At 40.7% G+C, this 15,761-nt stretch carries 18 protein-coding genes; 7 read left to right on the top strand and 11 right to left on the bottom strand.

Annotated elements, in window-relative coordinates; translation table 11 throughout:
- The first annotated feature begins 21 nt into the window (after positions 1–21).
- Together BLO34_RS01270 and BLO34_RS14520 are read left to right on the top strand one after the other, a co-directional pair.
- A complete protein-coding gene (locus BLO34_RS01270) occupies positions 22–711 on the top strand; it encodes an ABC transporter ATP-binding protein (RefSeq protein ID WP_090751889.1) in 690 nt (229 codons plus the stop codon).
- Positions 712–916: 205 nt separating this feature from the next.
- Entirely contained in the window at positions 917–1,090 is a 174-nt protein-coding gene (locus BLO34_RS14520) for a hypothetical protein (RefSeq protein ID WP_157686598.1), read from the top strand.
- Here the strand turns inward: BLO34_RS14520 and rimO are convergent.
- Positions 1,087–2,391, bottom strand: a complete 1,305-nt coding sequence (gene rimO / locus BLO34_RS01265) for a 30S ribosomal protein S12 methylthiotransferase RimO (RefSeq protein WP_090756344.1) — start codon at positions 2,389–2,391, stop codon at positions 1,087–1,089. The two genes, BLO34_RS14520 and rimO, sit on opposite strands and share 4 nt — an antisense overlap.
- Positions 2,392–2,467: 76 nt before the next feature.
- On the opposite strand from rimO, the gene BLO34_RS01260 reads away from it, so the two are divergent.
- The gene (locus BLO34_RS01260; protein ID WP_090751888.1) at positions 2,468–3,334 is read left to right on the top strand and encodes a hypothetical protein; all 867 of its coding nucleotides are present in this window, start codon (positions 2,468–2,470) and stop codon (positions 3,332–3,334) included.
- A gap of 46 nt (positions 3,335–3,380) precedes the next feature.
- Here the strand turns inward: BLO34_RS01260 and BLO34_RS01255 are convergent, their stop codons facing one another.
- From BLO34_RS01255 to guaB, 10 genes are all read right to left on the bottom strand, one after another.
- Positions 3,381–3,710, bottom strand: a complete 330-nt coding sequence (locus tag BLO34_RS01255; protein WP_090751886.1) for a hypothetical protein — start codon at positions 3,708–3,710, stop codon at positions 3,381–3,383.
- A gap of 3 nt (positions 3,711–3,713) precedes the next feature.
- Positions 3,714–5,375, bottom strand: a complete 1,662-nt coding sequence (locus tag BLO34_RS01250; protein ID WP_090751885.1) for an amidase family protein — start codon at positions 5,373–5,375, stop codon at positions 3,714–3,716.
- Positions 5,376–5,459: 84 nt separating this feature from the next.
- Positions 5,460–6,413 carry a signal recognition particle-docking protein FtsY gene (gene ftsY / locus BLO34_RS01245; RefSeq protein ID WP_090751883.1) on the bottom strand — a complete coding sequence of 318 codons (954 nt, stop codon included), beginning with the start codon at positions 6,411–6,413 and terminating at the stop codon, positions 5,460–5,462.
- A gap of 211 nt (positions 6,414–6,624) precedes the next feature.
- The gene (locus BLO34_RS01240; protein WP_090751882.1) at positions 6,625–6,777 is read right to left on the bottom strand and encodes a DUF4295 domain-containing protein; all 153 of its coding nucleotides are present in this window, start codon (positions 6,775–6,777) and stop codon (positions 6,625–6,627) included.
- A 6-nt stretch (positions 6,778–6,783) separates the two neighbouring features.
- Entirely contained in the window at positions 6,784–6,966 is a 183-nt protein-coding gene (gene rpmG / locus BLO34_RS01235; protein ID WP_055413333.1) for a 50S ribosomal protein L33, read from the bottom strand.
- A 20-nt stretch (positions 6,967–6,986) separates the two neighbouring features.
- A complete protein-coding gene (rpmB, locus tag BLO34_RS01230; RefSeq protein ID WP_090751880.1) occupies positions 6,987–7,226 on the bottom strand; it encodes a 50S ribosomal protein L28 in 240 nt (79 codons plus the stop codon).
- A 59-nt stretch (positions 7,227–7,285) separates the two neighbouring features.
- Entirely contained in the window at positions 7,286–8,542 is a 1,257-nt protein-coding gene (locus BLO34_RS01225; protein ID WP_090751878.1) for a CinA family nicotinamide mononucleotide deamidase-related protein, read from the bottom strand.
- Between the two features lie 3 nt (positions 8,543–8,545).
- Entirely contained in the window at positions 8,546–8,878 is a 333-nt protein-coding gene (locus BLO34_RS01220; protein ID WP_090751877.1) for an Hpt domain-containing protein, read from the bottom strand.
- Positions 8,875–9,489, bottom strand: a complete 615-nt coding sequence (locus tag BLO34_RS01215) for a fumarylacetoacetate hydrolase family protein (RefSeq protein ID WP_090751876.1) — start codon at positions 9,487–9,489, stop codon at positions 8,875–8,877. The genes BLO34_RS01220 and BLO34_RS01215 overlap by 4 nt, the downstream gene beginning before the upstream one ends.
- Entirely contained in the window at positions 9,490–10,965 is a 1,476-nt protein-coding gene (guaB, locus tag BLO34_RS01210) for an IMP dehydrogenase (protein WP_090751874.1), read from the bottom strand.
- A gap of 275 nt (positions 10,966–11,240) precedes the next feature.
- Here guaB and hemG point away from each other — a divergent pair, with 275 nt between their 5' ends.
- The 4 genes from hemG (at position 11,241) to BLO34_RS01195 (ending at position 15,653) form a co-directional block, all read left to right on the top strand.
- Positions 11,241–12,548 (top strand): protoporphyrinogen oxidase, encoded by a 1,308-nt coding sequence (hemG, locus tag BLO34_RS01205; RefSeq protein WP_090751872.1) that lies wholly within the window; start codon positions 11,241–11,243, stop codon positions 12,546–12,548.
- A gap of 162 nt (positions 12,549–12,710) precedes the next feature.
- A complete protein-coding gene (locus tag BLO34_RS01200; protein WP_090751870.1) occupies positions 12,711–14,921 on the top strand; it encodes a TonB-dependent receptor family protein in 2,211 nt (736 codons plus the stop codon).
- Positions 14,840–15,109 carry an anti-sigma-F factor Fin gene (locus BLO34_RS14815; RefSeq protein WP_172823978.1) on the top strand — a complete coding sequence of 90 codons (270 nt, stop codon included), beginning with the start codon at positions 14,840–14,842 and terminating at the stop codon, positions 15,107–15,109. The genes BLO34_RS01200 and BLO34_RS14815 overlap by 82 nt, the downstream gene beginning before the upstream one ends.
- Positions 15,069–15,653, top strand: a complete 585-nt coding sequence (locus BLO34_RS01195; RefSeq protein WP_090751868.1) for a hypothetical protein — start codon at positions 15,069–15,071, stop codon at positions 15,651–15,653. Before BLO34_RS14815 ends, BLO34_RS01195 begins: the two co-directional genes overlap by 41 nt.
- Positions 15,654–15,761: the final 108 nt, after the last annotated feature.

Genomic DNA, 15,761 nt, shown 5'->3' with positions numbered 1-15,761 from the left:
TGAATAATTAGTATGGAAACTATGAGTGAAAATGTCATCGAGGTGCGCGACATCGTGCGTAATTTCAAATTAGGTCAGGAAGAAGTAAAGGTTCTTAAGGGAATAGATCTTGACATTAAAAGAGGTGATTATGTAGCTTTTATGGGACCTTCAGGTTCTGGTAAATCTACCTTTATGAATTTGTTAGGTTGCTTAGACACACCTACTTCAGGTACCTATAGACTGAACGGTACTGACGTTTCCAGTTTGAGCGATGACCAACTCGCAGACATTAGAAATACCGAGATTGGCTTCGTTTTTCAAACCTTCAACCTACTTCCCAGAACTACAGCACTAGATAATGTAGCGCTGCCTATGATTTATGCAGGAATGTCTAAAAAAGATCGCAACGTTAGAGCTACTGAAGTTCTTACCAGCGTAGGCCTTGCAGATCGTATGGATCACCAACCAAATCAGCTATCTGGTGGACAACGCCAGCGTGTTGCTGTTGGTCGCGCGCTAGTCAACAATCCATCCATCATCCTAGCCGATGAGCCTACCGGTAACCTAGATTCCAAAACTGGTATAGAGATCATGGCACTTTTTGACAAGATCCACGCAGATGGTAATACTGTGATTCTTGTAACTCACGAGGAAGACATTGCAGAGCATGCACACCGTGTCATAAGACTGCGAGATGGTGTTGTGGAAAGTGATGTAAGGAATCGATAATCAAGCAGTAATGGTAGATTTCAGCTCAGTCATCGTTGGCAAATATCTCTTAGTGGATTGAAACCTAACAAATTTTGTTTTACTCAAATCAAGCCTTCTTTTCGTTTAAGGTTAATACCTCAATTTTCGAAGAACTATACAACAGTATAAAAAGACGAATAGGCGATCGGCAATTTTGCTATCTTTATCATATAATGAGTAATTTATGTTCGGTCAGTACACAGACTACATTTATATCGCAGCTGTCATCGTTGCCTTCTTCATCTTTCTAGGCTGGAATAAATCCCGACAGACATCGGTTAAGAATCGCAAGCGTCGCAACTTTAGGGAAAGCTTCCGTGAGAAACGTGCGGAACGTGAGAAGGATGAGGAGCGTTAAGCTACCGGTACTGCGTAGAGGTCAAAATCTTCTGCATCTGTGATTTCTACCATCACAAACTCACCAACACTACAATAGTGCTCGCTCGCATCGATGAGCACTTCATTATCCACATCAGGACTGTCAAATTCTGTACGACCTACAAAGTGATTACCACGCTTACGGTCAATCATGACTCTAAATTGTTGCCCTATTTTTTGCTGGTTCAGCTCCCAAGAGATTTGGGATTGGATTTCCATAATCTCATTGGCACGTTCCTGTTTTACTTCTGCAGGCACATCGTCTTCTAATTTGTATGCATGCGTATTCTCCTCGTGGCTATAGGTAAAACAGCCCATACGCTCAAAGCGTTGATCTTTGACCCATTGCTTCAGGATCTCAAAATCTTCATCCGTTTCTCCAGGATAACCAACGATCAAAGTTGTTCTAATAGCCATTTGTGGCACGCTTTCGCGAAAGCGATCCAACAACGCATTTGTTTTCTCAAACGTAGTACCGCGTCGCATCGACTTCAATACGGGCGTAGAAATATGTTGTAATGGGATGTCCAAATAATTACAGACCTTAGGCTCCTCATTCATCACGTCCAGAACGTCCACCGGGAAACCAGTTGGGAAGGCATAATGCATGCGAATCCACTCGATGCCGTCCACTTTTGCAAGTTCTTTTAAAAGGTCTGCAAGCCTGCGTTTCTTATAGAGGTCCAGACCATAATAGGTCAAATCTTGAGCAATAAGAATTAATTCTTTGACACCTTTGGCAGCTAACTTTTCAGCTTCAATAACCAGGTTTTCGATAGGCGTACTCTTGTGTCCACCACGCATAAGTGGGATCGCACAGAAGGAACATGGGCGATCACAACCTTCGGCAATTTTGAAGTAGGCGTAATTTTTAGGAGTCGTAGTCACACGCTCGCCTATGAGTTCGTGTTTGTAATCTGCTCCTAGTGCTTTAAGCAACGATGGAAGCTCTGTAGTCCCAAAATACTGATCGACATCTGGGATTTCCTTTTGCAAATCTGGCTTGTAACGTTCTGACAAACAACCAGAAACAAAAACCTGATCCACCTCGCCACGGCTCTTGCGGTCTACAAAATCAAGAATGGTATTTACAGATTCTTCTTTGGCATTATCGATAAACCCACAGGTGTTGATCACGACAATGTTGCCTTCTTCCTCATATACCACATCCTTGCCACTGGCTCTCAACTGACCCATCAACACTTCACTATCATACACATTTTTGGAACAGCCCAAAGTGATGACATTAATGCGATTTTTCTTTCTTGATTTTGTTCTCATAGCGGCTGCAAATTTACGATAAATGTGATCGTTCATTGAAAAGACTAAAGACGATTAAAATAGATACCTTTAACTAATGAGGTTATTGTGTTTTTTAGTTGCTATTCTAGCGATACATCTTTCATGTGACGGACAATGTAAGATTCAAGGCGTAGTCGTAGATTCTGCAGGAAAAGGTATTTCTGACACGTGGATCCAAAATCTAAGCTCTAAAAAGCCATTTGAAGTTACTGATAAGAAAGGTAGGTTCTGGATTAGGGCTCAAGTGGGCGATACTTTAGAAATTGAAAATATCTACTACAGAAAAAAGAAATATGTTGTATCAAATCAAAATGAGATTAAGGTTACTCTTGATTTGATTCCTGGTTGCATACTTGTTGTTACAAAAAACTACAAACCCAGTAAACTAGGCGCTTTTTACGGCTTTAATTATAATACTATTGGCGTTTTTGGTAATACTGGCTTTTTGAATGTGTTAGCAAATACAGATTTACAAGTGGGTTATGCCACTAATTTTTCTAAAAATGATCGTGCAGATGCATCGTTACAGAAAATTTTTACTCTTAGAAACGAATGGGATTTGTCAGCGACTGTATCGTTTCATAAAGCAGATTTTGACAGCAATCAGTTTTTCAATTATCAATTGATTTTAAAGCCATATACCAATTATCGTATTTTCAAATGGATCCCATCGCTCGTAATAGCTCATATCAATTACAATAGTAACGAAGATATAGAAAGCTTTGGCTACGGTATAAAACACTCTATCTATATACCTTCAGGCGTATACTTCAACGGTTCCTTTTTAAAATATAGAGATTTAAATCATTGGACTTTAGGTACAAAATATAACAATCGTATAGTTGATATTGGAATCCAATATGAAGAACTGGAAACCTACAACGAGTTTTCAATCTACTTATCAAAAACAGTTCGCTTTTAGAGTCTGTAGGTACAAATTTATATCGCTTTCGCGAAAGCGAATTATTCTACGACCAGCTCCAAACCCATATTTCGAGCTCGGTATGATAAATTCTAGATAATATCATAAGAATCCCAGATATTGATGGAACAAACCAATTGTATCTTTTACTTAGAATGATACCCAAATTGATCAATCCTAAAAGCAAATGTGCCGCAGCTAAAAAATATAACGGCATATATGCGTTTTGCGGTGCAGCAGAATTTTCACTAACCGGCTGGCTAATAGTTTGACCAACAACCACAGCTACATAGAAGCCCGCATAAATGGCTACTCCTTTAGTCAATGTACGTAGACTCTTGTTTGAAAATATAGGTGGCTTGTCGTCTTGTGTCATGGCTTACTTTTGATAATCAGTCGGCATCTTACGCTTCTTACTTACGCGCTCATAGGCTGCTGCCCAACCTAATAGCTCGCGATCTTTATTTGTAGGTGCGATAAAAGTTAACCCAAATGGCTTGCCATCCTCATCATAACCCATAGGAACTGTCATGGCTGGAAAGAAGCCAACAGCCGCTACACCGGCTGTGTAGTTGTTAATGGACAGTATACCATCTAATCGGTATTTGGAATAATAATAATTCAGATAATCTTGAGCCGTTTTGGTCATTCCTTCTTTGAAAGTAGCAAATTCTTCTTCGGTCATTTCTGGTTCGTCGACAATCCCTTGAAATAATCGCTGACCGTAAGGCATTGATTTTAAAGAGTCCTTTAAATTCTCCTGCATTACTCTGGCAACATTCCAATCTTTGTACTGATCATTTCCTGCGGTTTTGAAATAGACAGGCAAATCCTGCTTCATGTCTGCATTAAGTAGTTTAAGGAAACCATTTAATTCTACATCCTTCTCTTCTAACTCTACAATCACAGCTCGCTGATTTCTAATTGTCGCAATGGCATCAGCATATAATGGGTTTTCCATAAACCTCTTGAAAATCCCAAAGCGTTTTCCTTCCAATGAATAATCGTTGAGTTTAGGAATCAGGTTTTTCTCTATAACATCGGCCTCGTTACCACGCATAGCATTGATCAAGATAGCGGCATCAACGACATTCTTTGCCATAGGTCCTGCAGTATCTAGATAGCACGAAATAGGAACTACTCCTTCACCCGAAATTGTTCCTACTGTAGGTTTAAGACCAACAACAGAGTTTTGGGAAGATGGTGACAAAATTGAACCACTAGTCTCTGAACCTACAGCAGCTACAGCAAAGTTTGCTGCTACCGAGACACCGCTACCGCTACTGGATCCACCGGTATCAAAATATAATCTTTTATAGGGACTCAATGTCTGTCCACCAACGGCGCTATAACCGCTAGGACAATCTCCACAGAAAAAATAAGCCCATTCGCTCAAGTTGGCTTTACCCAAAATAATTGCTCCAGCATTTTTGAGGTTTTTGACCAGCTGTGCATCATCTGTTTGGTTTCCCTGTAAAACAGCTGCACCTGCTGTAGTTGGTATATCGCTAGTATTGATATTATCCTTTAAAAGAATAGGCATACCAGTTATAGCATAAATATCTAAAGTCTCACCGTATTCTTTCATTGTAACCAATGTCGCATCAGCAGATCTTGCTTGATCCAGTACATTAGGGTTGAGCGCAATGACCGAATTCAATGACAGATCATTATTCCTATCATACTTGTAAATTCTATTCAAGTAGTAAAGCGCCAAATCTTCATAACTGAACTTACCATCATAAATAGCTCGTTGAATTTGAGGAATGCTTTTTTCCTGAACCAATTCATTTAGTAATTCTGCTTTGCGAGTTCCATTTGGAGAATTCTCACTGAATAATAACACCTCGTCTTTAAGCTCTGCAAACACATCATCTCTAGTGATATATTTTGAATCTGTTACTTTCAAATCCAAAGGCTGTAAAGAATCCGATTCCACAGCAACATTTGTTTGCTCAGGATTTTCTGATGTTGTAGTTTCTGGTGTTTTGCAGGAACTTATGATAGCAGTTAAAGCAAAAAGGAACAAGATTTTTTTCATGGGTAATTCTTTTTCTAAAAATAAAACACTCGCAAGAACTATAAGGTCCTTGCGAGTGTTTTTATAGGTTATTGAGCTTTATTTCTAATTGAAGAAACTATCTACAAATTCTATCTTGTTAAATACCTGGAGATCTTCCATGCCTTCGCCTACTCCAATATATCGAACAGGAATCTGAAGCTGATCTGAAATACCTATGACCACGCCACCCTTTGCGGTACCGTCCAATTTTGTGATAGCTAGTGAGGTAACTTCAGTGGCGGCCGTAAATTGTTTTGCTTGTTCAAAAGCATTTTGACCAGTAGAACCATCCAAGACTAACATCACATCATGTGGCGCCTCAGGAATCACTTTGTCCATCACGCGCTTTATCTTTGTCAATTCGTTCATCAAATTGACCTTATTATGTAATCTTCCAGCTGTATCAAGCAATACGACATCTGCATTTTGAGCAACAGCACTTTGTAAGGTATCAAACGCTACACTCGCAGGATCACTTCCCATGGCTTGTTTGACAATATCAACTCCTACGCGATCTGCCCAGATTTGCAACTGATCTACCGCAGCAGCTCTAAAGGTATCTCCAGCTCCTAATACCACTTTCAAGCCTGCTTTTTTAAATTGGTGGGCCAGCTTACCTATAGTTGTTGTTTTGCCAACTCCATTGACACCTACGATCATAATCACGTAAGGTCCATCTTGCTTTGGTATTTTAAATTCGGTGGCATTACCGCTATTGACCTCACTCATCAATCCAGCGATTTCTTCTCGCATGATTTTATTGAGCTCTTCAGTCCCTAAATATTTATCTCTTGCAACGCGTTCTTCAATGCGCTTAATAATCTTAATGGTGGTTGCTACTCCTAGATCACTGGAAACCAGTACATCTTCCAAGTCGTCCAGTAAATCATCGTCCACCTTTGATTTACCCGCAACGGCTTTACCCAGCTTGTCGAGAAAATTAGTTTTGGTCTTTTCTAGACCTTTATCAAGGCTTTCCTTTTTCTCTTTATTGAATATATTCTTGAAAAAACTCATAGTCTATTGTTGGTCTGGCAAAGTTAAGATATCGCTGGTTATGAGTTGAGCGTATTTTGGTTAAGCTTTTGTTTCATATACGCTTACCAGGAAGGCTAACTCTAAATAATGAATAAATACAATGGAGTAAAATGAATAAACGCGTGAAAAATCAAAATAAAAAAACCGCGTTGCTGTTGCAACGCGGTCTTTTCAGTTTTAACTAACCAACTTATTTCTTTTCTAAGAAATCGCTTACTAATTCCGGAGCCATGATAGCGCTCACAAATGTGTATGCACCTGTTTTAGGTGATTTAACCATCTTAATGGCTTTTGTTAATCTCTTTGACCCAGTTTGTAGGGTTGCTACTGATTTCTTTGCCATGTCTTATTATTTAATTTCTTTATGAACAGTCATCTTCTTCAAGATCGGGTTGAATTTCTTGATTTCAAGACGATCTGGAGTATTCTTCTTATTCTTTGTAGTAATGTAACGAGAAGTTCCTGGCTCACCAGTTGCTTTATGCTCGGTACATTCTAAAATTACCTGTATTCTATTGCCTTTCTTTGCCATCTTAGTGCTCTTCTATAGAATTACTTGGAAAGAATCCCGTTAGCACGAGCTTCTTTTACCACAGCGGTAATTCCTTTTTTATTGATGTTCTTTAATGCTTTTGCAGATACACGCAAGGTAATCCACTTATCTTCTGTTGGAAGGTAAAAACGTTTTTTGAAAAGGTTCACGTTAAATTTACGTCTCGTCTTATTCATAGCGAAGGAAACATTGTTTCCACTCATCGCTTTCTTACCAGTAAGTTCACAAACTCGTGACATGATTATCTGTGTTTAAAATCGGACTGCAAAATAACAAATATTAATTGGAACACACAAACCTAATTTGCGTGTATTTTCAATATTTCTTTCTGTAATAACTCAAACGACTTATTGACCGTCTTCTGGATCACTCGCTCGCGATGATTCCCCATGTTGAACTTGACCGCAAAACACTCATATGCCGTTGCTATACCTATAAACACTGTTCCAACGTCTGCATCGCTATCGCCTTTGCTGGGTCCAGCATTGCCTGTGGTAGAAACTGCAATGTCAGAATGAAATTTTAATCGTGCACCTTTTGCCATCGCCATTGCTACCTGTTCACTGACAACGCTGTGCGTTTCTATAATCGATGGATCGACATCCAATAAATCAATCTTAGATCTTGTAGCATAAGTGACAGATGCACCCATGAAAAACTGAGAGGCACCTGCATGCTCCGTTAGTTGTTGTGCGATTTGACCGCCTGTACAACTTTCTGCAACTGCCAGAGTTCGTCCCGCTTTTTTGAAAAGTGCAGATACTTGCTGGGCTAAGGATTCATCATTACTTTCTCCTATGATAATATCATCGATGAGATCATATAAAGACAATACTCTTTGATCCACGGCAGACCTCACTTGATCACGGTCTTTTCCTATACTGGACAAACGCAACCTCACGGAGCCTAAACTAGGCAGATAAGCCAGTTTGATATCTGCCGGTAATTCATCTTCCCATTTTTCAATTCGAGCCGCTATGGTACTCTCACCTTGACCAGCTGTCAATATCGTACGGTGATAAATTAAAGGTAAACCTTCGGTTTTTCCCAGTAGCGGCAATACTTCATTACTCATTAATGCCTTCATTTCAAAAGGGACACCTGGCATGGAAACAAAAACAGTTTCATTCTTCTCCAACCACATTCCTGGTGCGGTACCGTAGGCGTTGTTGAGAATTTTGGCTTTAGAGGGAACCATAGCCTGCAGCTCGTTAGCCGGCACAATAGCATCTTTGACATACTTAGCAAACATCTCACGTATATGTACTAAAACAGATTCGTTCAGCACCAATTCATCGTCAAAGTACTCACAGATGGTTGATTTTGTGATGTCGTCCTTGGTAGGACCTAAGCCGCCGGTGATGAGCACTACGTCTGATTGCTGTTCCGCTTTCGCGAAAGCGGACAAAATATGATCCTTATCGTCGGCAATAGAAATAATTTCATAGACAGAAACCCCAATCTTGTTGAGCTCCTTACCCATCCAAGCAGAATTTGTATCAACGATCTGGCCTATGAGGATCTCATCGCCTATAGTAATTACCGTTGCTTTCATGGGTTAAAAATCTTCCTTGAGCTGTGTGACGGTTTTCTGTAGGTCTTCCTGCACTCGCATGAAGTGCTCGTTGATATCCATTTGATCGTCTGACTTTCCCCAAGCCTCCATGACGAGTACGTCATAGTGACAAGAAAGTCCAAACATTTCAACGGTAGGCTTCATCTTATGGGCGTACTCGTGAACCATTTCACGATCATCCTCCACGACTCCCAAAGCAAGTTGCTCCAGATCCTGCGGTATCTCTTCTATAAAAGTATCGACCATTGCCTTGATGAATTCTGGATCATCTTCTGACAATTCCTTTATAGTACTTAAGTTATATAATTTACTCATTTAACGCGTATTGAAAATAATTCCTTTCCTGCTAGAAATCCTTTGAGAGAGTCATTCTCCTGAACTCTAGAAACTCCAGCTGGTGTGCCTGTAAAGATAAGGTCTCCTATCTTGAGAGTAAAAAATTTACTGACATATGCAATGAGCTCATCAACCTTCCACAACATCAAGTTTGTATTGCCGTCCTGCTGTAGAACGTCATTCTTGTATAGTTGAAAACCGAGCTGGCCAAGATCTCCCAATTCTTTTTTATCGATAAAAGTCCTAGAAACAACGGTAGCGCCATCAAATGCCTTGCACTTTTCCCATGGAAGGCCTTTAGCTTTTAATTCATTTTGAAGATCTCTTGCGGTAAAGTCAATACCCAATCCTATCTCGTTGTAATATTTGTGCGCAAACTTCTCGTCTATATGTTTTCCTAGCCTATTGATTTTGATAACAACCTCAATTTCATGATGGACATCATCAGAAAAGTCTGGAATAAAAAACGGGTTCTTATCCAATAAAATAGACGTATCTGGCTTTAAAAAAACAATGGGTTCATCAGGTCGCTCGCTATCGAGCTCCCTGATGTGTTCCACATAATTACGGCCTATACAAATGATTTTCATTTAGTTGCGGCTATAATTAGGCGCCTCTTTTGTAATCGTTACATCATGTGGGTGACTTTCATGAACTCCAGCGGCAGTGATCTTTACAAACTGACCTTTATCCTTGAGGCTTTCAATATCACTAGCTCCGCAATAACCCATTCCTGCACGTAGACCTCCTATAAATTGTGTCATGCTTTCTACAAGATCACCTTTGAATGGTACACGTCCCACAATTCCTTCTGGAACCAATTTCTTGATGTCGTCTTCCACATCCTGGAAATAACGATCCTTAGATCCAGTCTGCATCGCTTCTACAGATCCCATACCACGATAAGATTTGAATTTACGACCATCATAGATAATCGTTTCACCTGGAGATTCTGTAGTACCAGCAAGTAAAGAACCCAACATGACGCAGTCTGCACCAGCAGCTATAGCTTTAGGAATATCACCCGTGTATCGTATTCCGCCATCTGCAATGACAGGAACTCCAGAGCCTTTGAGAGCATGAGCCGCTTCCATAACAGCGCTGAGTTGTGGAAAACCTACTCCTGCAACCACTCGTGTCGTACAAATGGACCCAGGACCTATACCAACCTTGACGGCGTCTGCACCAGCATCTGCTAGATACTTTGCGGCGGCAGCTGTAGCTACATTACCTACAACAACGTCTAATTCTGGAAAATGCTTTTTTACATCTTTCAATACATCAACCACACCTTTGGTATGACCGTGTGCTGTATCAATAACTACCGCATCAACACCAGCCTCAACTAAAGCTCTTGCTCTATCTACCGCATCACCAGTAACACCTATCGCAGCAGCAACACGCAATCTACCGTATTGATCCTTGTTGGCATTAGGCTGTAGTGTGAGCTTGGTAATATCTCTAAAAGTGATCAGACCAATTAATTTATCATCATCGCTAACGACCAGAAGCTTTTCAATTTTATGTTCCTGTAAAATGATTTCTGCCTGCTGCAGGGAAGTTCCTGCCTTTGCCGTTACTAGATTTTCTGAAGTCATTACCTCAGTTACACTGCGGCTATCTTTTTTCTCAAATCGTAAATCCCGATTTGTTACAATTCCTTTTATGAATCCTCCTTCATCAACGATAGGAATACCACCTATACCGTGCTCGCGCATGCTGGCTTTTGCATCGCCAATGGTAGCCTGTTCAGTAAGGGTTACTGGATCGATGATCATACCGCTTTCTGCACGTTTGACACGGCGCACTTTCTGAGCCTGTGCCTCTATCGACATGTTCTTGTGTAGAATCCCTATTCCTCCTTCCTGCGCCATGGCGATAGCCATACGACTTTCAGTTACCGTATCCATTGCGGCAGATACTATGGGTACATTAAGGGTAATGTTACGGGAAAATTTACTTTGTATACTAACTTCTCTAGGGAGTACCTCGCTGTAGCCAGGAACAAGAAGTACATCGTCGTAAGTAAGGCCTTCACCTACAAACTTAGCATCGTGTGAGATCATTGCAATTCAATTTAATTGCATGCAAAGGTACGACTTTAAGGAATGCTAGTCCATGGTTGTCATCGTTGAGTTTATATGAAATTGTTCTACAAATGAAGTAAGATTTATAGGTCGCAAAACTAGATCACCTAAAATGCATAACTCGGCTTTAATCCATAATAACATTCTAGTTAAAACTCATAAGGTTTATTTTACTTCATAGCTCCCAAATACTAGAACCAAAACCCAATGAATAGCAACTGGTATCTGATCCTGACAACGGTTACCTTTGCCTTATGACTTTGAAGCAAAACTATGATGTAGTTATACTTGGCGCTGGAATTTCTGGCCTAAGCGCTGGATATTCTCTACTCAAATCTGAACAGGATTTTGCCATCCTAGAAGCCACCGATCGCTGCGGCGGAGTCATAGAATCAGAGGTCATCGATGGATTGTTAGTGGAACATGGGCCCAACAGCATGGCACTCACGCCAGAAGTAGAAGCACTCTGTCAAGAATTACACATTGAAGACCGCATACTACCGGCATTGGAAGAAAGTAAAATACGCCAGATACTTTGGGATGATCAACTACATACCCTGAAGGCATCACCGTTGACGCTACTTTCTACCAATCTCATTTCGTTGGGCGCAAAACTCCGCATTCTCAAGGAGCCTTTCATCACCAGTAAATCGCCAGCAGGAGAAAGTGTACTGGAATTTTTTACTCGCAGATTCGGTAAGCAAGTCGCAAGGCGCATGGCAGGAGCTATTGTTAGCGGTATTTATGCAGGCGATGCTGCTCAGCTTGAAATGGCATCTGTGTTTCCGCGATTTGTGGAGTTGGAAAGGGAACACGGCAGCCTATTGAAAGTTCTCAAGAAATCGCCATCTGCACCTCGCAAAATTGTTAGCTTTGACCGTGGAATGGAGGTTTTGACTAGTTCGCTTTCGCGAAAGCTCAATAACCATATTCACCTCAACAAATCGATACAGTCAATAGTTAAGGAAGCTGATGCCTGGAAGATAGCTTTGGAGAATGGTCAGGAAATTATCGCTAATAAAATTATTTCTACACTACCCTACTATAAATTGACAAAAGTATTGTCCGTGACAGACTTCCCAAATATCGCAGTCTCTTACAATCCCATGTTGACGCTACAAGTCAAAATCACATTAGAAGAATTGCGCTCAAAAACAACGGGTTTTGGTTTTCTAGCATCATCGTTTGAACGCAAGGATTTTATAGGCGTACTTTTCAATGGAAACGTATTTGAAACAGCCGTTGCTGGTGATCACGCATTAATGAATTTTTTCGTCAGACCAGATCACTGTAATTCCCAGGATCCGCAGGTGATTTTTGATAATCTTTGTGTGCCTTTATTTCGCAAATGGACGGGAATCGATGTTAAGTTAGAACTCATCCATAGCCGATTCTGGCCGCAGGCCATTCCGCAAAAAGTGGTGGGACATCAAAATAAAATGAATCAAATCAAAAACTGGGAAACCCAGAATCACGGATTTCATGTAGCTGGAAACTTTATTTATGGCGTTTCTATCGGTGACTGCATTCAGCAACATTTGCAACTTTCAAAAGAATTATAGGCTTATAAATAACTCTAATTCAATAGAGAAAGTCATCATCTATCACAAACGTGCTTTCCATTGAGATTATCAATGTAAAAACTCAATAATAATTTTTATTTAATCTAAATAAGGTTTTAGTTTTGCATACCCAAAACAACTATTCATATTTAGTCTAAATAAATGAAAGTATATTTTTCTTCTTTGTTCGTAGTGCTGGCAATGGTTTTTGCTAACGCTCAGCAAACCACAATTCAAGATTCCATCAATAATCTGAATTCCATTAAACTGAGGTCAAACTCATTGTTTGGGAGCAAATTTGAAGCACAAAATAGCACGGGTTCCTCCTATTTTTTATCGGCTAAAGACTTAGCCAAGTTTCAATATACTGACGTCAATCGAGCCTTACTTACAGTTCCTGGCGTGAATATTACTGAAGAAGATGGTTTTGGCCTGAGACCCAACATCTCACTACGAGGCACACAAGCAGAACGATCTGCTAAAATCACGCTTATGGAGGATGGCGTTCTTATAGCTCCAGCACCATATTCTGCTCCAGCAGCATACTATTTTCCTAATGTGGCTCGTATGGAAGCGATCGAAGTCCTTAAAGGTAGCAGCCAAGTTCAGTATGGTCCTTTTACCACTGGCGGCGCGATCAACTTTGTATCAACGAATATCCCAAATGAATTGAAAGGGTATGCCAAAATGAATTTTGGAAACTATAACTCTCGCCAGACACAACTGCGTGTAGGTGATAGCGGTGAGCAGCTGGGCTATGTAGTAGAATACCTTAACTTTAATAGTGATGGATTCAAAAGTCTTGATGGTGGCGGCAATACTGGATTTGACCGCAATGACTATAGTGCAAAAGTTCGCTACTCTACAAAAGCAGATGCTGACGTCTATCAATCACTGACGCTCAAACTTCAATACAGTGAAGGCCTAGACAACGAGACATACCTAGGACTTACCGAAACTGATTTTGAAAATGATCCTTACAGAAGATATCTGGGCAGCGCAGAAGATTTCATCAAAACCGAACACGATCAAATCCAACTCACACACCTGATCCAACCTGCCAAAAACCTTTTCATTACCACCACGGCCTACTCCAATAATTTTGCACGCAACTGGTACAAGTTGGATTATGTAAATACTGGAAATGGCAATGTAGGCATCGCCTCAATATTGCGCGATCCTGCTACCAATCAAAATGAATTTCTAGCCTTATCCAGTGGTGCAGATACTGCAGATGATGTACTAGGAGTCAAAGCAAACAACCGCAGCTATTACGGTCGTGGGATTCAATCTAAAGCGAACCTATTCTTCGGTTCAAAAACTAGAAGTGAACTAGAAGTAGGTTTGCGCTATCATAAAGATCAAGAAGATCGCTACCAGCACGTTGATCTATATGCTGTAGAAAATAACAGGCTTGCTTTGACATCTCCAGGATCTCCAGGCACAGATGCTAATCGAATAAGCGAGGCAAGCGCCATCGCCGCACATGCACTCTATAAGTTTACAACTGGTAAATTGACCATAACACCAGGATTGCGTTATGAAAACATTAAGCTGACCAGAGATAATTATGGAAGCGCAGATCCTCAACGTACTGGATCAGAGCTAAGCTCCAGAGAGAACAACATTGATATTTTCATTCCTGGAGTAGGTGCCTTTTACAAGTTCGACAACAGTATTTCCATGTTTGGCGGAATTCACAAAGGTTTCTCACCACCTGGAAGCGCACCAGATGTAGATGCAGAAGAAAGCGTCAATTATGAGTTGGGAACTAGATTCAACCTAGCAGGAATACGTGGCGAGACCACTGTATTTTTCAATGATTATTCCAACCTTTTGGGAAGTGATCTAGCCGCAGCTGGTGGTGGTGGCACGACAGACCAGTTCAACGCAGGCGCAGCAAACGTTGCAGGACTTGAATTTAGCTTGAACTATGATTTTCTTGAAATGAATAATAGTTGGTCCTTACCCGTTAGTGTGAACTATACTTTCACTGACACGCAGTTCCGTAATGCATTTGATAGTGACGTGTATGGCGAGGTAGAAATAGGTGATGAAATTCCCTACATCGCGCAAAATCAGTTCAACATACTTGCTGGCGTTTCCCATAACAGCTTTGACGTCAACCTCAACGCTCGCTTTGTAGGTGCTATGAGGACTATCGCCGGGCAAGGCAGCATCGCTAGTTCAAATAAAGTAGACAGCAATTTTATCGTTGATCTTTCTGGTCGCTATCACGTCAATAATTATCTGTCCATAACGGCAAACATCATCAATATTCTAGACAATGAATATGCTGTTTCCAGGCAACCTGCTGGCTTACGTCCTGGTCACCCGTTTGGTATAAATGCCGGCATTGTGGCACAGTTCTAAGGATTTTTGAGAAGTTACGCTTTCGCGAAAGCGATATCAATCTCAATCCCATTGCACACAACAATCGGCAGGAACTGATCACCTGCCGATTTTGTTTTAACGCATTTTTCACGGCTAAAACCGCTCCAACGGCTATCTTTCCCGTCCATGAAGTACCCAAAATTAATCGTACCAGAAAATATACGTGAAGAGGCAGAACTAGCCATGTCCTATTACCCAGAACTCGCTGATACCGAGGTGGAATTCAAGTACAACGATATGGTACGCAAGAATTTCATGCAGGCGCAACCTAAGTGGAAGAGCATTTTAAGCTCAAGAAAAAACCGAGCTTACATCATTTTAATCAGCAAAAAATTCAAAGTAGAGGACAATTATTTTACCATTGACGAGATTCCCAATGACGTATTAACCGGATGGTTAGGTCATGAATTGGGTCACGTGATGGACTATCGCAGTCGTTCCACCATTGGAATGCTAATTTTTGGACTCAAGTATTTGTATTCCAAAACGCACATCAAAGAGGTAGAACGGGCGGCAGACGATTATGCCGTAAAACACGGAATGGGCGATTATATTTTGAAAACCAAAAATTTCATTCTTAATCACACCAGCCTATCTGATAGCTATAAGAATCACATGAGGCAATTCTATCTATCGCCAGAAGAAATTACAGATCTTATCAATCGATATGGTGAAACAGGTCAGGTGCCTACCATGGAAGAGTTGAGTTAATTTTGAGTATTCAGTTTTCAGTGGCAATTCCCAGATTGCCTTAGTAAAATTTTGCTTAAAGATATTTGTCGCTAGCCATTCTCACAATGGATTACTGAGACTGAGACT

This window comes from Nonlabens sp. Hel1_33_55 (assembly GCF_900101765.1).
Classification (GTDB): domain Bacteria; phylum Bacteroidota; class Bacteroidia; order Flavobacteriales; family Flavobacteriaceae; genus Nonlabens.
This window is presented reverse-complemented; position numbering and strand designations above follow the sequence as displayed.